Annotated in this window: 20 protein-coding genes; 6 read left to right on the top strand and 14 right to left on the bottom strand. The window is 44.3% G+C overall.

All coding sequences use genetic code 11. The features are described 5' to 3' along the window. Positions 1-210 precede the first annotated feature (210 nt). The gene (locus GSY63_RS14175) at positions 211-534 is read left to right on the top strand and encodes a hypothetical protein (RefSeq protein ID WP_166586478.1); all 324 of its coding nucleotides are present in this window, start codon (positions 211-213) and stop codon (positions 532-534) included. A gap of 39 nt (positions 535-573) precedes the next feature. On the opposite strand, the gene GSY63_RS14170 is transcribed toward GSY63_RS14175, so the two are convergent. From GSY63_RS14170 to dnaG, 5 genes are all read right to left on the bottom strand, one after another. Then, positions 574-1191: a hypothetical protein gene (locus GSY63_RS14170; RefSeq protein ID WP_166586477.1), complete on the bottom strand. Its 618-nt coding sequence runs from the start codon at positions 1189-1191 to the stop codon at positions 574-576. Beyond that, positions 1178-1687: an RNA polymerase sigma factor gene (locus tag GSY63_RS14165; protein WP_166586476.1), complete on the bottom strand. Its 510-nt coding sequence runs from the start codon at positions 1685-1687 to the stop codon at positions 1178-1180. The genes GSY63_RS14170 and GSY63_RS14165 overlap by 14 nt, the downstream gene beginning before the upstream one ends. A 307-nt stretch (positions 1688-1994) precedes the next feature. Continuing rightward, positions 1995-3065, bottom strand: a complete 1071-nt coding sequence (locus tag GSY63_RS14160) for a glutaminyl-peptide cyclotransferase (protein WP_166586475.1) — start codon at positions 3063-3065, stop codon at positions 1995-1997. Positions 3066-3078: 13 nt separating this feature from the next. Then, positions 3079-3441 carry a YraN family protein gene (locus tag GSY63_RS14155; RefSeq protein ID WP_166586474.1) on the bottom strand — a complete coding sequence of 121 codons (363 nt, stop codon included), beginning with the start codon at positions 3439-3441 and terminating at the stop codon, positions 3079-3081. Positions 3442-3444: 3 nt separating this feature from the next. Further along, positions 3445-5412, bottom strand: a complete 1968-nt coding sequence (gene dnaG / locus GSY63_RS14150; protein WP_166586473.1) for a DNA primase — start codon at positions 5410-5412, stop codon at positions 3445-3447. Positions 5413-5609: 197 nt separating this feature from the next. On the opposite strand from dnaG, the gene asnS reads away from it, so the two are divergent. Both asnS and GSY63_RS14140 read left to right on the top strand, forming a co-directional pair. Beyond that, entirely contained in the window at positions 5610-7046 is a 1437-nt protein-coding gene (asnS, locus tag GSY63_RS14145; protein WP_166586472.1) for an asparagine--tRNA ligase, read from the top strand. 249 nt (positions 7047-7295) lie between these two features. Beyond that, on the top strand, positions 7296-7670 hold the full coding sequence (locus GSY63_RS14140; protein WP_166586471.1) for a VOC family protein: 375 nt from the start codon (positions 7296-7298) through the stop codon (positions 7668-7670). A gap of 203 nt (positions 7671-7873) precedes the next feature. Here GSY63_RS14140 and GSY63_RS14135 read toward each other — a convergent pair whose 3' ends face one another. The 5 genes from GSY63_RS14135 to GSY63_RS14115 form a co-directional block, all read right to left on the bottom strand. Then, entirely contained in the window at positions 7874-8803 is a 930-nt protein-coding gene (locus GSY63_RS14135; protein WP_166586470.1) for a hypothetical protein, read from the bottom strand. A gap of 9 nt (positions 8804-8812) precedes the next feature. Further along, a complete protein-coding gene (locus GSY63_RS14130; RefSeq protein WP_166586469.1) occupies positions 8813-9997 on the bottom strand; it encodes a M20 metallopeptidase family protein in 1185 nt (394 codons plus the stop codon). Positions 9998-9999: 2 nt separating this feature from the next. After that, positions 10000-10449, bottom strand: coding sequence for an SPOR domain-containing protein (locus GSY63_RS14125; protein ID WP_166586468.1), 450 nt, complete (start codon positions 10447-10449; stop codon positions 10000-10002). Positions 10450-10673: 224 nt separating this feature from the next. Continuing rightward, complete coding sequence (gene secA, locus GSY63_RS14120) at positions 10674-13979, bottom strand: preprotein translocase subunit SecA (RefSeq protein ID WP_166586467.1); 3306 nt, start codon at positions 13977-13979, stop codon at positions 10674-10676. Positions 13980-14186: 207 nt separating this feature from the next. Next, on the bottom strand, positions 14187-14939 hold the full coding sequence (locus tag GSY63_RS14115) for a hypothetical protein (RefSeq protein WP_166586466.1): 753 nt from the start codon (positions 14937-14939) through the stop codon (positions 14187-14189). 117 nt (positions 14940-15056) lie between these two features. Here GSY63_RS14115 and purD point away from each other — a divergent pair, with 117 nt between their 5' ends. Then, positions 15057-16331, top strand: a complete 1275-nt coding sequence (gene purD / locus GSY63_RS14110; RefSeq protein WP_166586465.1) for a phosphoribosylamine--glycine ligase — start codon at positions 15057-15059, stop codon at positions 16329-16331. 235 nt (positions 16332-16566) lie between these two features. Here the strand turns inward: purD and GSY63_RS14105 are convergent, their stop codons facing one another. The 3 genes from GSY63_RS14105 to GSY63_RS14095 form a co-directional block, all read right to left on the bottom strand. Next, positions 16567-17718 (bottom strand): TlpA disulfide reductase family protein, encoded by a 1152-nt coding sequence (locus GSY63_RS14105; RefSeq protein WP_166586464.1) that lies wholly within the window; start codon positions 17716-17718, stop codon positions 16567-16569. Positions 17719-17949: 231 nt separating this feature from the next. Continuing rightward, positions 17950-19095 carry a TlpA disulfide reductase family protein gene (locus GSY63_RS14100; protein ID WP_243749233.1) on the bottom strand — a complete coding sequence of 382 codons (1146 nt, stop codon included), beginning with the start codon at positions 19093-19095 and terminating at the stop codon, positions 17950-17952. 59 nt (positions 19096-19154) lie between these two features. Beyond that, complete coding sequence (locus GSY63_RS14095) at positions 19155-20339, bottom strand: formimidoylglutamase (RefSeq protein WP_166586463.1); 1185 nt, start codon at positions 20337-20339, stop codon at positions 19155-19157. Positions 20340-20413: 74 nt separating this feature from the next. Between GSY63_RS14095 and GSY63_RS14090 the strand changes: the two genes are divergently transcribed. After that, complete coding sequence (locus tag GSY63_RS14090; RefSeq protein ID WP_166586462.1) at positions 20414-21382, top strand: SDR family NAD(P)-dependent oxidoreductase; 969 nt, start codon at positions 20414-20416, stop codon at positions 21380-21382. Positions 21383-21685: 303 nt separating this feature from the next. After that, positions 21686-22978 (top strand): HAD-IB family phosphatase, encoded by a 1293-nt coding sequence (locus GSY63_RS14085; RefSeq protein ID WP_166586461.1) that lies wholly within the window; start codon positions 21686-21688, stop codon positions 22976-22978. 91 nt (positions 22979-23069) lie between these two features. Here GSY63_RS14085 and GSY63_RS14080 read toward each other — a convergent pair whose 3' ends face one another. Continuing rightward, positions 23070-23546 (bottom strand): universal stress protein, encoded by a 477-nt coding sequence (locus tag GSY63_RS14080; RefSeq protein WP_166586460.1) that lies wholly within the window; start codon positions 23544-23546, stop codon positions 23070-23072. Positions 23547-23581: the final 35 nt, after the last annotated feature.

Genomic DNA, 23581 nt, shown 5'->3' with positions numbered 1-23581 from the left:
ATTGCGAGGTACGAAGCAATCCCCGATAAGCAGAGCCGCTCTGTATAGTTCGTGATTGCTTCGTACCTCGCAATGACGCTTTTTTATTTATGTAACGCCAACCGTCTCATTTTCTGCACAATAAAATACCACCAACATACTAAACCTTTGTATCGCTTAGTCATCATAGTATTATAAACTTTATAACACTTTTCAACCATGACTAAACCTATGAAAACCTTATTGGCGGCTTTATTTGCTGCTGTATTAACTTCGTGCGGAGCTATTCACCAACAAGTAGATCTTGTATCTAAAGTAAACACCTCAGTATTGGCTATCGGTATGAGCAAAGCCGATGTTACTAAAGCTATGCACAAAAAACCTTACAACACGGTACAGGCCGAACGCATCCCCGACAGCAACACCTTGGTAGAGGTTGTACAATATACCCAATTTGACGACAATGGTCCCTTGGAAAGCTATTGGCTGTATTTTGCCAACGATAAACTGGAGCGATGGGAATTGGCACGCCCCGGGCACAGACCTGTAATTTAACTATTGAAAGACGGGGGAGCTTATGATTGCTCCCCTTTTTTATTCCGCCTGCAAATCGGCCATGATTGCTTTTAACTCTTTAAGCGGTCTTCCATAAGTGCGGTTAACATGCAAATTGATAAAAAAATATGTCGCCAGAAAAGAGATCAATATAGAGCCAAAAGTGGTTAGCGCACTTAGTGGTGTAAAGCCAACACTAAATATTGCTACCAAAAAATCGGATGCGCCTTTGCCCCAAACTATCCCTAAAGCCACTGCAACTGCAAGGGGTGTGGTACATAGATTAAAGGCTTTATACAACTCCATGTTAAGTTCTAACTCGTAAGCTGCTTTGCCCGCACTATCTCTTAGATTGGTATCATATCTACTGATGGCTTTATAAAATATGTAGAAACGGGTAAAATAATAACACAGCAAAACCGTGAGTGCAAAAAGCATAATGCAGGCTATGTTAAAAAATAGCGGCACCTGCGGGTGCCTGAATAAAAACCCGGCCATTATAGCATAAGATATTATGGTACCGATCAATTCGTTGCGCATATTGCGGCGCACCCGTTGAATTGCCGACGATGTTTTACCACTTATAGCATCATGCAATGAATTTATTTTGCCTGGGCAATCTTCTTTCCAGGCATCCTTTAAATCATCTATATTCATAATTCATGCTTTTTACAATGTCCTTTAATTTGCTTTTAGTACGGTTTAAGCGCACTCTTACGTTCCCTTCGCTAATGCCGAGGCTTTGGGCAATATCTTCATAGGGTTGATCTTCCATGTAGAGGAAAATCAGCGCTTTTTCCACTTTGCTCAATTGTTGCACAGCCTTAAAAAACAAGGCCAACTGTTCGTCTTTTTCTGTGTCGGTTGGTAGTGCTTCAAGGTGATCCAGTTTTTCAGGAAGTTGCTCGCTATCAGGCCTGCGTTTTTGCTTTTTGAAGAACTGGATAGCCGTATTTAAAGCAACCCTATACATCCAGGAGCTGAATTTGCTGTTACCTTTAAACGAATCGAAAGCAAGCCACAACTGCAATATCATTTCTTGCATCAGGTCGTCGCGGTCGGCCTCGTCATCCTGGTAAATACGGCTGATCTTAAAGAGCATTCCTTTGTGCTCTTCAATCAGTTGCATAAACCGGGTTTCTTTGGATTCCACTTAAACTTTGCTTTTAATAATTACACAGAGTTAGTGTAAGGAATTGAATTATGTTACAAAGGAAGTTAGAAAATATTTAGAAGATAATGTTATATCCCTCCTCGGGGAGGGGCGGGGTGGAATCGTGTAGTAGCAGGGAGGGGTTATATAATTGGCTTAGCAAACTTTACCCCTCCCTGCTTTCGCTCATGGCAACCGCACCCCTCCCCAAGGAGGGATGAACGCCATTAACGAAAAGAGGCTGCATTTTCATGCAGCCTCTTTTCGTTATTTATCTTTTGTCATCCTATGCGACAGTTTTTATTGACTACTTGCCGTCACTCATTTTCACCTGAAACAACTTATCCCATTTCTTACCGGTTACAAACATTCTTTTGCCGGCGGCGTCCCAGGCAATGCCGTTAAATACATCGGCGCTTGGGTTGCGGTCGTTTTTGCCGGGGTACAGTGTCGAGAAATCTGCGCGTTGTAATACGGCCCCGGTTTTAGGGTCGATCACGATCATGGTATCGGTTGTATAGATGTTGGCGTAAATTTTACCATCTATATATTCCAATTCGTTAATCTGATTTATAGGGCCTTTATCATCATAAACATCAATGTAGCCAATCTGGCGATAATTAGTTTTATCGAGGAACCAGATACGGTTGGTACTATCGTCCATGTAAAGCTTTTTATCGTCCGAGGTCATACCCCAGCCTTCCACACCAACATTGTTGGTGAAGGTTTTCTCCAATTTGAAGGTATTGAGATCGTACACGTAGCCAATCTTTTCGGTATAGGTAAGCTGAACGATTTTATCGTTTACAATGGCAATACCCTCCGCAAAAATCTTAGGGTCGATATCAACCTTTTGCAGCACCTTGCCATTGAGGTCGGTTTTGCGCAAGCTCGATTGGCCTAGTCCTTCCGCCACACGGCCGCCATCACTTTCGTACAGGAAACCATTGTGATAAATCAAGCCTTCGGTATAGCTGGTGGTATCGTGCGGAAACTCGCGCTCTACCTTATAGGTTAATATCTCAGGTTCTTTGGGTGCTAATACTATAATATTGGTAGCAGCATCCTCGTCCTTACCTCCCTGGTAAACTTTAACCGTAATGGTTTTGATACCCATTTTTAGGGTGTCAGTTTTCAGCGTAACTACCGACGAGTCTTTCTTCACTGCCAGATGCACTGAATCTAAAAGATATACCACCGAGTCGGGTTTAACGGAAGCGCTGTAGCTTATTTTAATGGGTACATCGGTACCTGCCTTATATGATGACCCCGCATCAGGGCTAATCATTACATTGAAGCCAGTGTCGGCGCTTTTGTTTTTACAGCTAACTATTACAGAAACAGCTGCTGCGATAACTAATATTTTAGCAATTTTCATTAATGATATATTATCAGGCCGTGGGCCAAAATGCATCTTCTATGTGTTTTAACGTGTGAGTTTCACCGCGGAAAAGTACCGAAATAATATCGAAACGTACTTCGCCCTGGTGGTTCATCAGGTAAATATATTCATCTGCAGCATCCGACAGTAATTTTTGTTTCCTTGCATCCACAAAATCTTCGGGCTGCCCAAAGCCGGTACCCGTGCGGGCTTTCACTTCTATAAATATAATAACGCTGTTTTTCCAGGCAATAATATCAATTTCTGCTTTACCATGGGTCCAATTCTCGTCCAGAATTTCATAACCCAGATTTAGCAGATGTGTTTTGGCCATCAGTTCACCTTTTCGTCCTAAGTCGAGGTGTTGCGCCATTTCTTATTTAATAATAACAGAGCCCAGGTAATCGGAAATGTGTTTTTCTACTTTTTTAAGCTGCAGATAGCGGCTCATCAATATATCCTGGTCTTCGGGGCTTTGGGTGGTTTGGAGTTCTTTACGAATACCCTCGAGCAGTTTGCCCACCTTTTGTTTCTTGAGGTGAAAAATTGCGCCAAGGATAGCCGCACGCAAATGATCAACCTCATCGCTGATCAATATCTTGTGCATCTCGTACCAGTTTTCGCTTAGCGTGTATTTAGTGGTTAACATATCGATAGTTAAGTCAACTATCTGCTTGTTCTCGTGGTGGATAAAGAATTGATCATCTGGCAGTTCACCATTTTCCACCTTACCGCGGTATATATCGGTAAACTCCTTACATACCGGGTTATCAAACGTAACATCGCTCAATTCGGCTATCATAAACGGACCGATATAGGTGTTGGTAATGCCATCCCAGTCAATCATCCGGTTACCATAAAGTAATAACAGTCGTACAATCTCGCGCTCCTGGTTTAAGCCATTATCAGCCTCTTTGGCAGCCGCTTCTTTGGCTTGCGCTGCTTCAATAGCATAATAATCATCCGGCTCGGGGCTTTCTTCCTGCGGCTGGTATTGCTGATCGCGTTGTTGCCCCGACCCCTGACCAGCCTTTTTGGCCTTGGCCATCCGCATTTTGTTCAGTTCGGATAGCAACACCCGCTCTTCAATCTGCATCTGATAGCTACACTCTTTAATAAAGATGGAAGCTTTGATCTGATCTGGAATTTTGGCAATACTCTCTACTACCTCGCGTATCACCTCTGCACGGCGAAGCGGATCGTTACCGGCATCTTTAAGCAGGATGCTGGTTTTATAGAAAATAAAGTCTTTCTTATTTTGGTCGATGTACTGTTTAAAGGCGCTGCTGCCTACGCTACGTACATACGAATCGGGATCGTGCCCGTCGGGGAACAACACCACTTTTACGTTTAGACCTTCTTCCAGGATCAAGTCTAATCCACGAAGTGATGCCTTGATACCCGCCGCATCGCCATCGTATAAAATGGTAATGTTTTGGGTTAAACGCCCAATTAAACGAATCTGCTCTACGGTAAGCGATGTACCAGACGATGCCACCACGTTTTCGATACCAGCCTGATGCACCGAAAGCACATCGGCGTAGCCTTCTACCAGATAGCAGATATCCTGATCGCGAATAGCCTTTTTGGCAAAAAACAATCCGTAAAGTACGTTCGATTTATGGTAGATCTCCGACTCGGGCGAGTTAACGTATTTGGGTACGTTTTTATCGCTTTTGAGTGTACGCCCACCGAAGGCAATAACCCGGCCGGTAAAACTATGTATAGGGAACATTACCCGGCCACGGTAACGGTCGTACAAGGTTCCGTTATCACGTTTTACGGATAAGCCGCTTTCTACTAAAAATTCTTCCTGATAACCTGCACTGAGGGCTGCGCCGGTAAATGCTTCCCATTGATCGGGCGAGTAGCCGAGCTCAAACTTGCGCATGATCTCGGGTGTAAAGGCACGCTCTTTAAAATAACTCAAGCCAATGTTTCGCCCTTCTTCGGTATCCCACATGGCTTCCTGAAAAAACTTAGCCGCAAAACCCGACACGATCATTAAGCTCTCGCGGCGGTTATCGGCCTCCTTGTTTTCGGTAGACTCTATAGTTTCTTCAACATCGATGCCGTACTTTTTTGCCAGCCATTTTAGAGCTTCCGGATAGGTAAACTTCTCCAGTTCCATTAAAAAGGTAACCGCCGAACCGCCTTTACCAGAAGAGAAATCTTTAAAGATTCCCTTCGCAGGCGACACGGTAAAAGAAGGTGTTTTCTCGTTTACAAAGGGAGAAAGGCCAACGTAGTTGGAGCCGCGTTTTTTAAGGTTTACAAACTCGCCCACTACCTCCACAATGTCGGTAGCTTCCATTATTTTGTCGACGGTGAGTTTAGTGATCATGCTTTTTTAGAAACGGCTCTTTTAAGGGACAACAAAAATATGCAATTGAAGATTGAACCCTGTGTGTAATTTAATATTTTTTTCGATTGATGTATCAACCTGTTAATAATGCGATTACTAACATAACAGCAATCAAACGTAAATCTGTGAAATCACATGGCAAAACATTACTTTTGCCATTCACATTTTTATTGGATATGAGTAAGCGCATTAAAATTAAAGCACTGCTGGAAAGCACAGAAACAAACATTGAGGTTACAGTTAAGGGTTGGGTACGTACATTCCGTAACAATCAGTTTATCGCTTTAAATGATGGCTCTACTAATAATAATATCCAGATTGTAGTTGACTTTCAAAACACCGACGAAGCCCTACTTAAACGCATTACTACCGGCGCAGCACTTAGCGTTACCGGTACATTGGTTGAATCGTTAGGTAAAGGCCAGAAATTCGATATCAAAGCAACTGCAATTGAGGTACTGGGCGACAGCGATCCGGAGAAATACCCGCTGCAGCCTAAAAAACACAGCCTGGAGTTTTTACGCGAGATTGCACACCTGCGTTTCCGTACCAACACATTCGGCGCGATATTCCGTGTGCGTAACAGTCTGTCGTTTGCAGTGCACAAGTTTTTCCAGGAGCGTGGGTTTGTTTACCTGCACACCCCTGTAATTACCCAGTCGGATGCCGAAGGTGCCGGTGAAGCATTCCGTGTAACCAACCTCGATCTGAATAACTTGCCACGTACCGAAGATGGCGAGATTGATTACAAACAAGATTTCTTCGGAAAATCGACCAACTTAACCGTATCTGGTCAGCTGGAAGGTGAACTTGGTGCGATGGCTTTGAGTGATATTTACACTTTCGGCCCAACTTTCCGTGCCGAGAACTCAAACACCACCCGTCATTTAGCTGAGTTCTGGATGATCGAGCCTGAAATGGCTTTTTATGACCTGGCTGATAACATGGACTTAGCCGAGGCTTTATTGAAATATGTAATTAGCTACGCGCTTGAAAACAACAATGAAGACCTCGAATTTTTAGACCAGCGTTTAGCCGACGAAGACAAACAAAAACCGCAGAACGAGCGTGCTGAAATGAGCCTGCTTGATAAACTTCAATTCTGTTTAGACAATGATTTCCAACGCCTGACTTATACCGAGGCTATCGAAATTTTAAAGGAATCGACCCCGAATAAGAAGAAAAAGTTCACTTACCTGGTAGAAGGTTGGGGAACAGACCTGCAATCGGAGCATGAGCGTTACCTGGTTGAAAAACATTTTAAAAAACCGGTGATCCTTACTGATTATCCGAAAGAGATCAAATCTTTTTACATGCGCCAGAACGACGATGGCAAAACCGTTGCCGCTATGGACATCCTGTTCCCGGGTATTGGCGAAATTGTAGGTGGTTCGCAGCGTGAAGAGCGTTTGGATAAACTGGAGCAACGCATGGATGAAATTGGCATCCCTAAAGAAGAGCTTTGGTGGTACCTGGATACCCGCCGTTTTGGCGCTTGTCCGCATGCTGGTTTTGGTTTAGGCTTTGAGCGTTTGGTACTATTTGTTACCGGCATGGGTAACATCCGCGACGTGATCCCTTTCCCAAGGTTCCCGAAAAACGCAGAGTTTTAAACCTCTCCAAACCTCCCCGAAGGGGAGGCTTTAAGATACAAAAGCCGCTTTATGAGCGGCTTTTTTTGTTTCTAAGCATAAAGTTCCCTCCCCCGGGAGGGTTAGGGAGGGGTAAGCGTTGAATGCTATTCTTTGGCTTACTGAAACCCCTCTCCGCCTTTACGCACAATCGCCCGCACCTCTCCCCAAGGAGGGAATTTTAACTCGCGAAGTTTTGTTCTTATCTTTATATAAACCAACACATTAACCATGCTTGCTAATCAACCGCTGCACGCATTTGTGCCCACCCTGGACTTTGAAAAAGCCTCAGAATTCTACGGACAAATTCTCGGCCTGCCGCAGGTATCGGCCAATCCGTATGCCTTGGAGTTCGATGCCAACGGCACGCTGCTCCGCGTTAGCAAAGTGCAGTCATTTACACCGCATCCTTTTACGGTACTGGGTTGGGGTGTTGATGATATTAAAAAGACTATCGAAATCTTATCAGCAAAAGGTATAAAGTTTGAGCACTTCGGCCTGCCCGGTCAGGATGAGTTAGGGATTTGGACGGCTGACAGCACCACCAAAGTAGCCTGGTTTAAAGACCCGGATGGCAATTTGTTATCGCTGGCGGAAAGTAAGTAACTGTGGTGAGTGGCAGTAGCGGTTATCTCCTCCAATTTGTCATTCTGACGAAGGAAGAATCTTCTGCGAATGCTTAATGAAGAAGATCCTTCGCTATCGCTCTGGATGACAAAAATTTATAGCTAAACAAAAAGAGACACAACCTTTTGTGTCTCTGCGGTATGCTGTCTCTCGTCTCAATTCTTGTCTCTTGAATCCTGATTCTATTCCTTCTTATAACCCTTATGCAAAATCAAAAACGCAGCCCGCTCTTCTTTATGAAAAGGCACGTTCCAGTTGCCCTGATAGCTTATTTTGGCTGGCAATAGCGTACCATTGTAACTGTTAAGCTCGAGATTCATTTGCACGTTAAAATCGAAGAACATGTTGCTGAACTTCATATCGATGTAACGGCCCAGGATCTGGAAAGTGCGGGTATCAAAGATGGTGGTCATCTCGTTTATCATCACATCATCGTCGCTGGTGCTGGGCTTACGGATCACTTTAAAGCGGTATACGGGAATTGAGTCGAGGTAGGTACCACGTGCAAACTGATAGAGATAGTACTCGCGCATATCCTTGCCGAAAATCTCTGTTTTGCTGCTCAGGAACGGAATGCCTGTAACCTTTGTACCCGGACGGAAGATCAGTGTTTTCAGCTTGTCCTTATACGATTCGTTCTTACCCCCTCCAGGCAAGCCTTCGCCCGCTGAGAAATCCGAATTGTAGGCATTCTGGAAGATGTAGTCGAACATCTCTACCGTATACAGCTGGTATTTGCCATTCTTTTTGTAAACGTTACCGCTATCGCGCTTGGCGAGTGTTTCAATTACGTGTTTACCGTTAACATCGCCGTGATGGATTTTGCGGTAGATCTTACCATCAACTTTGTTCTTCTTGTCGAAGGTATAGATCCTGTTCTCCGCAATAAAGTCGTAGCCTTTCATGTTATGAAAGGCTTTATAAAAGCTGGTATCGGCCAATACCGCGTCAATAAAATCCTGCGCGTTTAGCTTGTGCGATTTAATATTAACCACCGCCGTATCGATCACTACCGATTTGATGGTATCGGGGTTAAAGCGCTTAATCTCCTGGGCATGCAAAGCGCAGAACCCCGTCAGCATAAAAGCTATGCTTAAAAGTAGTTTCTTCATGTAATGGGGTTAGTTCCCTAACTGTTTCAACGCAATGTAAGCCATTAAACCAGTGCTACCCATTAAGGCCGACTCTTCGATATCAAATGTTGGCGTATGTACCGAAGAGGTGATTCCGCGGGCCTCATTACGGGTACCTAAACGGTAGAAACAGCTATCGGCCACTTGCGAGTAGTAAGCAAAATCTTCGCCAGCCATCCAGATATCCAGATCGAGCACGTTGTCTTTACCTAAATAATCAACCGCAAAGCCTTTAACATTGGCGGTCAGCTTTTCTTCATTAATAAGGTATGGATAACCCTTCATAATAGTAAACTCGCATTTAGCCCCCATGCTTTCGCATAAACCTTCAGCCAGTTTCTTCATGCGGATATGCGCATCGGCGCGCCATTTTTCGTCCATAGTGCGGAAAGTACCCTCCAGGTAAACCTCATTAGGGATAACGTTGGTTGCACCGTTGGCAATTACTTTACCGAACGATAGTACCGACGGATTTTTAGGATCAGCAAAACGGCTGATCACCTGTTGCAATCCGGTTAGCATATGCGCGGTGATAATGACGGGATCTATATTTTGCTGAGGCTGGGCGCCGTGGCCGCCTTTACCAATAACTTTTACATAGATCTCATCAGTAGAAGCCATATATTTACCAGCGCGGAACCCCACTTTACCGGCATCAATAAAAGGCATTACGTGCTGACCAATAACCGCCTGCGGTTTCGGATTTTCCAACACGCCTTCCTGTATCATCAGGTTAGCACCTCCGGGCAGTTTTTCTTCTGCGGGTTGAAATATCAATTTTACAGTACCTGCAAACTCGTTACGTAATTTAGAAAGAATAGTAGCCGTTCCTAACAACGACGACGTATGCGCATCGTGCCCGCAGGCATGCATTACACCTACGTTTTTCGATTTGTAAGGTACATCGTTAGCCTCGGTAATTGGCAACGCGTCCATATCGGCTCGCAGGGCAACTACCTTGTCCGACGGTTTTGTTCCGGTAATTAATCCAACAATTCCGTTATCGGCCATGCGCACGTAGGGTATTTCCAGCTCATCTAACTTAGCGGATACAAAAGCCGAGGTAGCAACCTCCTCAAAAGAAAGCTCGGGGTTAGTATGCAGGTGGCGACGATAATCGACCACGTTATTAAAAATTTCTTCAGCTATAAGCTGTATACGTTCTTTAATCATTGTTACTGTGTATCTGACTCCAGTTTTGGAGGATTAATTTTCTCTGGGATAATGAACATCAACGGAAACCATGGCCGCAGTTGTTCCATCATTTTGGTGGCTTCCAACCGGGTACGAAAATCGCCTACCCTTACTTTAAAGTTGGGCTCGAGGTAAGTAATATACGACTGTACGTCGGGATAGTTCTGTACAAATTTGGTTTGGGCTTTGTAAGCAGCAGCACGGTCGGAACCGGTGTAGATTTGCACCCGATAGCCCGATGAGGAGAAACCGCTTTGCGCACTGCCGCTGTTAGCGGTTAATTTACGTGCAATCAGCGTATCCACTCGGGGATCTTTTATCACCTCTACTTTGCCCCGGGTTTGGGCAAATGTGGTGGCTGATAAAAGCATAAAAAAACAGCATCCGGTGATATACAAAAGGGTTTTGTAAGGGGATACTGTGTTTTTCATTTGTAAATAATGTCTAAAAAAGTATGTCATTGCGAGGAGGGACTACGAAGCAACCTCGTAGCTCTGTATTCGACGAGGTTGCCACGCTATCGCTCGCAATGACATGTTATTCAATTTCCTACAACAATGATTTGTCATTCTGAACGTAGTGAAGAATCTTCTTAAAGCGATTAAACTAGCGCAGAAGATTCTTCGTTAGCACTCAGAATGACAAAGTAAACGAATTACGCTTCGCCTACGCCGTGGCAGTTTTTATACTTTTTACCGCTACCGCAAGGGCAAGGGTCGTTACGGCCTATTTTAGGGTCAACGCGTATAGGAGTTGCTTTTGGCATGTCTGGCATATCAGCTAGTTCGATACCGCTTGCATCCTGCATCAGCTCTGGTTTCGAGGTGCGCATGTTACGCATATCGGTTTTAGGCTGAGGCCTTGCTTCCTGAATCTCATCTGGCTCCTGCTGTTGCGGGATACCACCTCTGAATAAGAAACTTACCATCTCTTTATTCACATTAGCCAACATAGAGCGGAACAATTCAAACGCTTCGAATTTGTAAACCAATAACGGATCTTTTTGTTCGTAAACGGCGTTTTGTACCGATTGCTTTAACTCGTCCATTTCGCGCAGATGCTCTTTCCAGGCATCATCAATCAGCGACAGGGTTACGTTTTTCTCGAAAGATTTAAACACTTCCAAACCGTGATTTTCAACTGCCTTTTTAAGTGGCACTGCAACTTGTATACCGTGGATACCATCTGTAAACGGCACTACAATATTTTCTACATACTGGCCGCGGGTATCAAATACATCTTTCAATACTGGGAAAGCCTGCTCTGCAATAGCATGTTGTTTGCGGTGGTAAAACTCGGTTACCTCGGCGAATATTTTATCGGTTAATTTAGCAATGTTAGCGCCTGCAAATTCATCTGCGCTAAGTTCTACATCTAAAGAGAACAGGCGGATCAATTCTAACTGAAGGCCATCGTAGTTTGCAGCTTCTTTGTATTCGGTAACCACATCTTCAATTACATCAAAAATGGTGTTGCTCAAATCTACATCCAAACGCTCGCCAAACAGGGCGTTTTTACGTTTTGCATAAATTACAGTACGTTGCGAGTTCATCACATCATCATACTCTAACAAACGCTTACGGATACCAAAGTTGTTTTCTTCTACTTTCTTCTGTGCACGCTCTATTGATTTGGTGATCATCGAGTGCTGAATTACTTCGCCCTCTTCGATACCCATACGCACCATCAGGTTAGAGATACGCTCTGATCCGAATAAACGCATCAGGTTATCCTCTAATGACACGAAGAACTGTGAAGAACCCGGATCGCCCTGACGACCGGCACGACCGCGTAACTGGCGATCGACACGACGAGACTCATGGCGCTCGGTACCAACGATAGCTAAACCGCCGGCTTCTTTAACACCCTCGCCCAGTTTAATATCCGTACCACGACCGGCCATGTTGGTAGCAATGGTTACGGTACCCGCTTTACCAGCTTCGGCCACAATATCAGCCTCTTTCTGGTGCAATTTGGCGTTCAGTACGTTATGCTTAATGCCGCGCAGCTTAAGCATACGGCTCACTAATTCAGATATCTCAACAGATGTTGTACCCACCAGCACCGGGCGACCGGCTTGTGTAAGCTTAACAATCTCGTCGGCAACGGCGTTGTATTTTTCACGAACGGTACGGTATACCAGATCCTGACGGTCATCGCGTTGGATACCTCTGTTAGCAGGGATCTCCACTACGTCGAGTTTATAAATCTCCCAGAACTCACCTGCTTCTGTAACCGCAGTACCCGTCATACCGCAAAGTTTGTGATACATACGGAAGTAGTTTTGCAGTGTTACTGTAGCAAAAGTTTGGGTAGCATCTTCAACCTTAACGTTCTCTTTAGCCTCTATAGCCTGGTGTAAACCATCAGAGTAACGGCGACCATCTAATACACGGCCGGTTTGCTCGTCTACAATTTTAACTTTTCCTTCATCAAGGATATACTCGGTATCTTTTTCGAACAAAGTATAAGCCTTTAACAATTGGTTAACCGAGTGGATACGCTCAGATTTGATAGAAAAATCGCGCATCAATTCATCCTTACGATGAACTTTTTCGTCGGCGCTCAGGTTAGATTTTTCAATCTCAGCAACTTCACCACCTACATCAGGCATTACAAAGAAGTGAGGGTCTTCGCCCGAAGCTGTGATTAACTCGATACCTTTTTCGGTTAGTTCAACCGAGTTATTTTTTTCATCTATTACGAAGAACAGGTCGGCATCTACCTTAGGCATTTCCTTGCCCTGATCTTGCATGTAGTAATTTTCTGTTTTTTGCAGGATGGTACGGTTACCACCTTCGCTCAGGAATTTGATCAGCGCCTTGCTCTTAGGCAAACCACGGTGTGCACGTAATAAAGCTAAACCGCCATTATCAATACCGGCTTTACCTTCGTTAATGCCTTTTTTAGCTTCGTTTAATACACCGTTGATATATGCTTTTTGCGCATCAACCAAACGCTGGATGCGTGGTTTCAACTGATAAAACTCATGCTCATCACCACGAGGGATCGGGCCAGAAATAATTAATGGTGTACGGGCATCGTCAATTAACACGGAGTCAACCTCATCCACCATCGCAAAATGCAGTTTGCGCTGCACTAATTCTTCCGGTGTGCGGGTCATGTTATCGCGCAGGTAGTCGAAACCGAATTCGTTGTTGGTACCGAAGGTGATATCGGCCATGTAGGCTTTACGGCGCTCTTCAGAGTTTGGCTCGTGCTTGTCGATACAATCAACAGTTAAACCATGGAACTCGTACAATGGGCCCATCCACTCCGAGTCACGGCGTGCCAGGTAATCATTCACGGTTACAATGTGTACACCCTGGCCTGCAATAGCATTAAGGTAAGCCGGCAAGGTAGCCACCAAGGTTTTACCCTCACCCGTGGTCATCTCGGCAATTTTACCCTGGTGCAATACAATACCGCCAATCAGCTGTACATCATAGTGCACCATATCCCAGGTAACTTCGTTTCCGGCAGCTATCCAGGTATTGTGGTGTATGGCTTTATCGCCTTTAATAATAACGTTTGCTTTTTTAGCAGCCAGCTCGCGGTCGCTTTCCCAGGCAGTAACCTCAATGGTTTTATTACCGGCAAAACGGCGGGCGGTTTCTTTAACCACAGCAAAAGCTTCGGGCAGGATGCTCATCAGTAACTCTTCGAGTGCTTTGTTGCGGTCCTTTTCTAACTTGTCTATCTGGGTATAAAGGTCAACCTTAGCGTCAACAGCAAGTTCAGGATCTTCTGCCTGTTCTTTTGCCGACTGGATGTCATTATCGATATCTGCAAGGCCTTGTGCAATCCGCTCTTTAAAATCGAGCGTCATGGCGCGCAGTTCGTCATTGCTGATGTTTTCGAGTTTCGCAAACTCAGCTTTTATTTTTTCAACTAAAGGTTGTATACTTTTTAAGTCTCTTTCCGATTTATTACCGAAAAGCTTACTGATAAATCCCAACATGCTGTTTATAATATATATTCACTACCAATCAACAATTACGCCATAGAAGTGTAAAAGTCATAATGGCAGGTAAAGTTAGGAAAATTTCTGTTTTCTGTGGCCTGTTATCGGTTTTCGGTATTACACTCCTTACCCAAACACCTTGATTATATGGCAAAAACGCTCTTTTATTGACAACTGACAACTAATAGCTGACAACCGACAACTTTACTTAAAGTAGGTTATTCTTCGTTGGGTAACGATCCCGTTGTTATCGGTTTCGTCCATCGATAGCCAGTTAAACTTTTTATCGTAATTAAAGTAGTGATATATTTTGGAGGTACTTTTTCCATCAGGCTGCTTTTCCGTATTGATGATCATATTATCTAATGCATCATAAGCCATGGTATTAGTAGATAGTATTGCCCCCGAAGGATTAAGATATTCGATACCAACCGTATTTCCTTTATCGTATTTGTAACGTTGCCGCCATATCTCTTTTCTATCAGCGCTAAATCCGGCACTTTCTGTCACATTGCCCGAACTGTTGTAATAAGAAATAATAAAGTTTATCAGTTTCTGGGTGTTATCATAGTTGCGAATTTCAACTCTGCTGCTGGTCTCGTCGTATTTATATAAGGATTGCAGGTGTACCAACCCGTTTTCATAATAGGCAATCTTCTTAAGCAACCTCTGCCTTCCATCATAAAAATAGGATACCTTTACAGGCTGCTGATTTGAGGCAGCTTCGGCATACAAAACAGTTGAGATGAGATTACCGTTTTGATTATATTTTGATATTAGTCTAACAACAACCTTCGGCTTCTTTAAACTACTATCGCTGTAATTCACTACGCTCTCCGTAATTACAGAGTCTACATTGCCTTTCAGGTTTTCTTTTTCGAGATCGCTCTTTATTTTCTGAGCGAAACCCACTTTACCCAGCAGGCAAATACATATTAATAGTAAACAGGCTTTCATGCTAAAGGCAAATTACGATTGTTTAAGTGTTAGGGCAAATTGAAAAGCGGTATTGCTCTAGCGACAACTGATAACCGACAACCGAAAACTCAATTCAAACATCTATCTTTGACCCCCATGAACATCCTGCTCATTGGTTCTGGCGGTAGGGAAAGTGCCTTCGCCTGGAAATTATCTCAGAGTCCATTATGCCAGCAATTATTTATTGCACCGGGCAACCCCGGTACGGCCCAGTTTGGCACCAACGTAAACTTAAAAGTCACCGATTTTGAAGGCCACAAGGCATTTGCCCTGGCTAATAATATCGACATGGTTTTAGTTGGCCCCGAAGAACCCCTGGTTAAAGGCATCCACGATTTCTTTTTGAACGATGAGCAGCTGCGCCATATCCCGGTTATCGGCCCGCAGCAAGAGGGTGCTCAGTTAGAGGGTAGCAAAGATTTCTCTAAACAGTTTATGAACCGCCACAACATCCCAACGGCAGCTTCAGAAACTTTTACCGCTGATACATTGCAGCAAGGTTTAACCTACCTGGAAACAGCAGGCCTGCCTATCGTGTTAAAAGCCGACGGACTGGCTGCCGGTAAAGGCGTATTAATTTGCACCACGCTTGAAGAAGCCAAACAAGAACTTACCGAAATGCTTACCGAAGCCAAATTTGGCGAGGCAAGCTCGAAAGTGGTTATCGAACAGTTTTTACAAGGCATCGAGCTCTCGGTATTTGTACTGAGCGATGGTACCAACTATAAAGTATTACCCGAAGCCAAAGATTATAAACGCATTGGCGAGGGCGACACCGGTTTAAATACCGGCGGCATGGGGTCGGTTTCGCCGGTTCCATTTGCAGGTAAGGATTTTATGGATAAGGTACACGAACGCGTGATTATTCCGACCGTAAATGGTTTAAAGCAGGATAACATACCTTACAAAGGATTCATTTTCATCGGACTAATGAATTGCAATGGCGAACCGTACGTTATCGAATACAACTGCCGCATGGGAGACCCGGAGACAGAGAGCGTTTTACCACGTATAGAATCTGACCTGGCCGACCTGCTTAAAGGCGTAGCCGAAGGCAATCTGCACACCAAAGAATTGAAAATTTCCGACAAAGTTGCCGCTACCGTAGTTTGCGTAGCAGGCGGCTACCCTGGCGAGTACCTGAAAGATAAGGTAATTACTGGCTTGGAAAATGTGCGCGGTTCCATCGCGTTCCATGCTGGTACTTATGCCGATGGTGAAGAGATCAAGACTTCAGGTGGCCGCGTATTAGCCATTACATCTCTGCAAGACGATATGTTTACCGCCCTGCAACAAGCTACTCTGGATGCCAGCCGTATTTATTATGATGGTAAGTATTTCAGAAAAGATATTGGGTTTGACCTTTTGTAAGAGAGAGTCGGGAATCGAAAATCAGGAATCGAGACATTAAAAAATGTTTCATTGAGGAACGAAACAACCCCGTAGCCATACAGATAGAACAAAAAGCGACGAGGTTGCCACGCTATAGCTCGCAATAAATAACACAAGTTACAATAGACAAGAAAGGCCTTCGATAATCGAAGGCCTTTCTTGTTCTATATCGTACCCCCTCTCCTTTGGAGGGTTGGGGGTGAGGCTCTACGCCTTACTCTGTTTTATCGCTTCCTTTAACACCGCCTAATAGCTCGCTTAACTTCGCTGCCAGGTCGTCGCCGCGCAGGTTCTTGCCTACAATTTTCCCTTTGGGATCTAACAAGAAGTTTTGAGGGATTGCTTGTACGCCGTATAATTTGGCGGCATCGTTATCCCAGAATTTCAGGTCAGAAACATGGGTCCAGGCAAGGCCATCTTTGTGGATAGCGGCCATCCATTTATCCTTAGCATTCGGGCGATCTAACGATACGCTCAGGATGGTAAAGTTTTTGTCTTTAAACTGGTTGTAAGCCTTAACCACGTTAGGGTTTTCGCGGCGGCAAGGGCCGCACCATGAAGCCCAAAAATCAACCAGAACATATTTACCGCGGAATGATGATAGTTTTACCGTCACACCATTGGTATCAGCCATAGCAAACTCCGGAGCGGTTGCACCATAAGCTACGCCTTTAAGTTTATCTAACTGGTCGGCATATTTTTTACCCGAAGTACTGTTTTGTATATCAGCGCTCATGTGATGAAACAGTGGTTCCAAATCTTTATAATCTGCGCTGTAAGTATAGTTACGCAACGCATTTAAGCTTACCAGCGACGATGGATTATCCTCAATAAATTTTCTGGTGGCTGCTTTTTCGCGGTTATCAATAGCTTTTTCTAACGCATCAAACTCTTTCTTTTGGTCTGGAGTTATATCGTTACCCAATGCCTTTTCTTTAGCACTGAGCGCTTCATATTCTGCGTCGGTTGGTTTTAAAGCGGCTTGATATTTGGCGCTTTCTTCGGCAAGTTTGGTACCGCTAACCACAGCGTTTTTAGCCAGATCGGGGCTGTTTACCAGGGTTGTTCCTTTGTTATCGATATACAGTTCAGTGTAATCTGCCGGAGAGTGGATACCATCTCCCTTGGCATTAAAGTATAACGCGCCCTGTGCTGGGTCTGTTAATGTACCTTTAAATTCGAAAGCGCCGTTTACCAACACGGCCGAGTCGGTTACACTTTTAGTACCAGCACGGTAGCTTAAGTAAACTTTAGCCGGTGCATTATAGGTACCTATCTTTCCTTTAACTACAAAGTTGGGGCTTGTTTGCGCAAAGCTTAATGCCGGTAAGGCAATCATTGCGGCGTATAATGTTTTTCTGATCATGCTAATTTGAGTTTTAATAAGGTGGTTAAATTCAAATATATAAAATACATCTTTTAAAAAAAGTAACTTCTTCGTTTCAAGGTTGCAATGAATGAACTGTACTGAAACAAACTGCCCAATCGCCCCCTTCCCGTGGGGTGCCGAAACAAGTTCGGCATGACGGCAAGGGCATATAAAACGAGCAAGGCCGCGATTACCCGCAGCCTTGCTCGTTTATCTTGCTTGCCTCAACTACATGGAGGCAGGAAACAGCTTAGCCAGCTTATTATCTAAATCAGCTCCTCTTAGGTTTTTGCCGATTATTTTACCTTGCGGGTCTATCAAAAAATTTTGCGGGATGGCGCGTACAAAGTATAATGCAGCGGCTTCGTTATCCCAAAATTTAAGATCGGATACCTGTGTCCAGGCCAGGCCGTCGCTTTTGATGGCCGACTGCCAGGCGTCTTTAGCACCAGGTTTATCTAAAGACACCCCCAATATGGTGAAGTTTTTGTCTTTGTATTTGTTAAATGCTTTTACCACGTTAGGGTTCTCTTGGCGGCAAGGGCCGCACCATGATGCCCAAAAATCAACCAGCACATATTTGCCACGGAAAGATGATAGCTTTACTGGCTTACCATCAGCATCGGGTTGGGTAAAATCGGGAGCCATAGCGCCTATAGCAGTAGCTTTTAACCCATTTAAAGAGGTTTCGAGTTGTTTACCTGCTTCAGTTTCTTTCAGGCTTAGGTCTAAGGCATTGTATAGCGGCAGCAGCGGTGCAGGGTCGGCAGATGGGCCGCCAAGCGAACTTAGTGCCAACAGGCTTAAATAGCTTTTAGGATTAGCTTTTACAAAGTTCATCAATATACCTTCCTGCTCAGATTGGGCCGCTTTAAACCGAGCTTGCATCATGTTCTGATACTCTGCCGATTGTTGTTGGGCCAGCGTTGCGCGCTGTGCTTCCTGGTATATCTTTTTACTTTTTTCGTTGATGGGCGTAAGCTGCGCCATTAACTTTTTATTGTCATCATTAATCTGCGAGCCAGTTATTTCAGCCTTCTTAACAGAATCCATGGCGCTCACATTAATGGTTCCTGGCTCTACATACATCATTAAAGCATCGGCAGTATTATCTAAACGCTGTACGCCAACGCCCTTATGGTCGAGCACCAAAACAGCATTCACCGGGTTTAATACAGTACCTGTAATTTCAAAAGCGCCCAGGCTAACGTTAGATGAATCTACATACCTGTTAGCACCAAGCGAGTAAAACAAGTAAGCTTTGGCAGGAGGCGTTGCATTGGCAATTTTACCTTTAATAGTAAAAGCTTGCGGAGATTGTGCCATGCTTAATGCCGGTACAAACAGGGCTATATATAAAAATAGTTTTCTCATTAATTAAATAATATCAGGGAGTTAAACGTAAAAAGGCCTCGAATAGATATATACAGTTCTTAGTTTAATTTCTGGTAAGTACGCCACCACAGGTCGGGCATTTCGCCGGATACTGCCAGCTGGTAATCTTCGTAACGGCAGGGCACTAAATGAAAACGCTCGTTAAGCGAGCCGCTGGCCGGGTAAGGTACCTGCATCCACCAGCGGTCGGACTTTTTGCTTTTTACAAACACCAGTTCGTGATCGTCGTGCGTGAGGGTGGTTTTATAAATAAGGTATTGCGATTTTGGATTGAGCGGAAAATCGGCCTTGCGGTTATAAAAGCCTTCTACAAAATACCATATCATTTGCGCTATCAGCATAGCGGTTTGTCCGTTTACATCATAAGCCGGGTTAAACTCGTAAAAACCAATTGAGGTTAGTTTATCATTAAAACCTGCGTAACGGCAAATCTGGCAAGCCTCTTCGCCATAAAAACCATTGGGCGATGCATTAGCGTTACCCATAGCATCGGCACCGCGAATAGCGCCGATATCAAAGCTGATCATGCTTGCATTGCGGATTACCGGTTCAGCAACCTTAATCTGCCCGCTCAGTTCGCCCAAACGGTGTACATCAAACAGCAGCTTATCCATCACACGCAAACTTTCCTGACTGGTAAAATAAGTTTGATAACCCAGGTTGCTGAAGTTAAACAGGTAATTAGGTTCGTGCAGGAATATTTTACTTAGAAACGAAGCCGATGTAGTTTCAATATCGCCGCGCTCAAAATCATCGTCTAAGTCAAACGCCTGGTCTATCACTACCAGGTCAACCCGCTGCTCCAGGTCTTCGTATGCCATAAACTGGGCGTAGGTAAGATCTTGGCCCCCGCCGATAATGATCGGCAGGATATTAGCGCGGATGAGCTCATTAACCACTGTTTTAAGCGCCACGTACGTATCAACAACAGTAGCACCGCGACGTATGTTGCCCAAATCGGCTATCTTAACGGCAAAACTACCTTCGTGTAGTTGGTACAGGCGTTCGCGCACGTAATTGGGTGCTGTAGAACAGCCCTCGTTGTTAATGGCATAGCGGTCTTCCATTACGCCGATGATAACCATATCATACTGCTGTTCTTCCAGATCAGGAAACTGGTCGGTAAACACGTCAATCTTGCGACCCAACTGACTGGTATTAAAACCGTCTTTAGGTGTAATATTGCTTAGATCAACGGGCGACAGAAAATCTGTTAATGACATAGGGATGCTTTACAAAAGCTCAAATATCAATTTAATTCGATTAATTTGCACTGTTTTATAATAAAATTACAAGCATGATACTGGTAACCGGTGCAACAGGTTTTTTGGGTGCTGAGCTGGTTAAACAGCTTGCCGAACAAGGATTAGCCGTACGTTGTACCCGGCGTAGCAATTCTGCTACCCCCCAAACACTACTTCCCTATAGCCATCTCATAACCTGGGTTGAGGCTGATATATGCGATATTTTTGCACTTGAAAACGCCATGGAAGGGGTTACGCAAGTATATCATTGCGCTGCATGGGTATCTTTTAAGCAGGCCGATAAAGACCCCATGATAAGTACCAACGTTAACGGAACAGCCAATGTGGTTAACGCTTGTATTGATGCCGGTGCCCGTTTGGTACACGTAAGTTCTATTGCCGCCGTAGGCACAGCCAAAACCGGCGAACTGATTACCGAGAAGCATTTTATTGAAGAAACTCCCGTTAACAACATCTACGCGATATCGAAACTGGAAAGCGAGATGGAAGTGTGGCGCGGCATTGCCGAAGGTCTGGATGCCGTAGTGGTTAACCCATCTGTAATTATCGGCGCCAGCGCAGGCACCGATGGCAGCGGACAAATTTTTGAGACCATACGCAAAGGCATCAGTTTTTATAGCGGCGGCGCTATGGGCTTTGTTGACGTAGCCGATGTAGCGCGTTGCATGATTGCCCTGATGAATACCAACATTACCGCCGAACGCTATATCCTCAATTCTGAAAACTGGTATTATAAAGATCTTTTTACCACCATTGCTACCCGCTTCGGCATAAAACCTCCATCCCGCGAAGCCAAACCCTGGCTGCTGGAACTAGCCTGGCGTGGCGCTGCCCTTGTTGGCAAATTAACAGGCAAAGACCCCTCTTTAGATAAAATATCCGCGCAATCGGGTAGCCAGGTGCTTAATTACGATAACAGTAAGATTAAACAAGCTATCGGCATTGAGTTTAAGCCTTTGAGCAAGACGATTGATGAAGTAGTAGGCGCCTTGAAAGGTTAGCTTTGCCCTTCACCATGTCATTGCGAGGTACGAAGCAATGACACGATTTAAAACACTCTGCTACCCTCCCGATTACCTTCGCTACCGCAAGCGTCCCGCTTGTGCTTATTCTGGATAATTGATAACAAATAAATGAAAATGACTTTTAAGTAGGAACACAGTGGTGCGTGTGGAATTTTGCACCACTGCACCACCTCTGGTAAATCGCATTAAGTACAAGATCATCCCCCCTCCTAATTTCATTTTAATCTTTTTGCTCAAGTTAAATTTTGCATTTTTGCGCAATAAAATTTACCAGGTATTATGAGTCAGTATTATATCATCGATTTCGACAGCACGTTTACCCAAGTAGAAGCCCTCGATGAACTGGCTCGAATTTCGCTCAAGGACCACCCGGACCGTGAGCTGATCTACAAAAAAATTGAAGATCTGACAAACGCCTCAATGGAAGGCCGCCTATCATTTACCGATAGCCTTGAGCAACGTGTAAAACTACTCGAAGCCACCCGCGACCATTTGAAACAACTGGTTCGCCACTTGCGCAAAAAGGTATCAACCTCGTTTTCACGCAACAGCATTTTCTTTAAAAACCACCAGGATGAGGTGCTCATCGTGTCTGGCGGGTTTAAAGAATTTATCATTCCGGTAGTGAGCGACTATCATATTAAAAAAGAAAACATCTATGCCAACACCTTTATTTTTGACGATAACGATAACATTGTTGGATATGACCGTACCAACCCGCTATCGCAAGAAGGGGGCAAAGTAAAACTCCTGAAAGAGCTCAATCTTCAGGGTGATATATTCGGTATTGGCGATGGCTATTCAGATTTTCAGCTGAAAGAATCGGGCATGATCAAAAAGTTTTTTGCTTATACCGAAAACATAGAACGTAAATCGGTAACCGAAAAAGCCGACCATATTACCCCAAGCTTCGACGAGTTTTTATATATCAACCGCCTGCCCCGTGCAATCTCATACCCCAAAAACAGGATCAAATGCCTGATAGCCGGTAATGTTGATGAAGAGGCAATTGCCCAAATGCAAAAGGAAGGCTACAACGTGCGTCAGCGCGATAGTATTGAAGAAAAATATCTGGAAGAAGCCGGTGTGCTCCTTTGCGCCGAAGATGTGCAGCCAACACCCGAGGAGGTGGCCAGTGCGCCCAGGTTAAAGGTTATTGGTTGTTTTGGTAAAGTAGCCAGCCGCAAACTGGCCGACACGGCCTGCGAAAACGGTGTAATTATTTTCGACGATGCCAAGTACAACCCTCGTAATGTTGACTTTATCCCTAAACGGGTAATTGCGTTTATGAACGAAGGTAAAACGCACACCAGCATTAATTTCCCAGATCTGCAACCACCGCGCGTAAGTAACGCTCACAGGCTTATCCACATTCACGAAAACGTACCGGGTATCCTGGCCAAAATAAATGATGTATTTGCCCAGCACAACATTAACATTGTGGGTGAATTTCTGGTAACCAACAACCAGATAGGCTACGTAATTACCGACGTAAACAAGGGTTATGATACCGAGGTATTAGACCAGCTTAAGGCTATCCCTCATACTATTAAATTCAGACTGCTTTACTAGTGGTTATTAGGTTATTAGGTTATTAGGTTATTAGGTTATTAGGTTATTAGGGAGTTCCCGCCTAGCCTTATTGTTTTACTTAATAACTAAACTACTTCTCTAGGAGTGGTACAACTAGTACCGGTACATCCGAGTGGCGTACTACGTGTTCAGCAACGCTACCCATCAGCAAGCGGTCTAAGCCAGATCGGCTGTGGGTGCCAATAACAATCAGATCTGCTCCAAATTCTTTACTACAATTGATAATACCGTCGGCAGTAGAACCGTAATCGGTAAAATGGGTCACCTCAAGGCCTTCTCCATATTTTTCAATCGTAGCATCAATGATATTTTCTGAGATTTTGTTCTGAACGTCTAAAACCTCCATACTAACCAGGTCGGCGCTAGTATCCATAGGCATTCCTAAACCAGTATCGTTAACGGGCGACTGTATAAAAGCGGGTTCTATAATATGCACCAGACCAACTGCTGCCCCAAACTGCTTAGCCAGATCGAACCCTGTTTTGGTGGCATGTTCAGAGAACTTGCTATTGTCGATGCCTATAAGTATTTTATTAAATGCTGTCATGATGGTTTATGTTATAGCTATATAAACGCTGAAAG

Source organism: Mucilaginibacter agri, from assembly GCF_009928685.1.
GTDB classification, from domain to species: domain Bacteria; phylum Bacteroidota; class Bacteroidia; order Sphingobacteriales; family Sphingobacteriaceae; genus Mucilaginibacter; species Mucilaginibacter agri.
The sequence above is the reverse complement of the archived record's forward strand: the minus strand, read 5'-3'. Positions and strand labels throughout refer to the sequence as shown.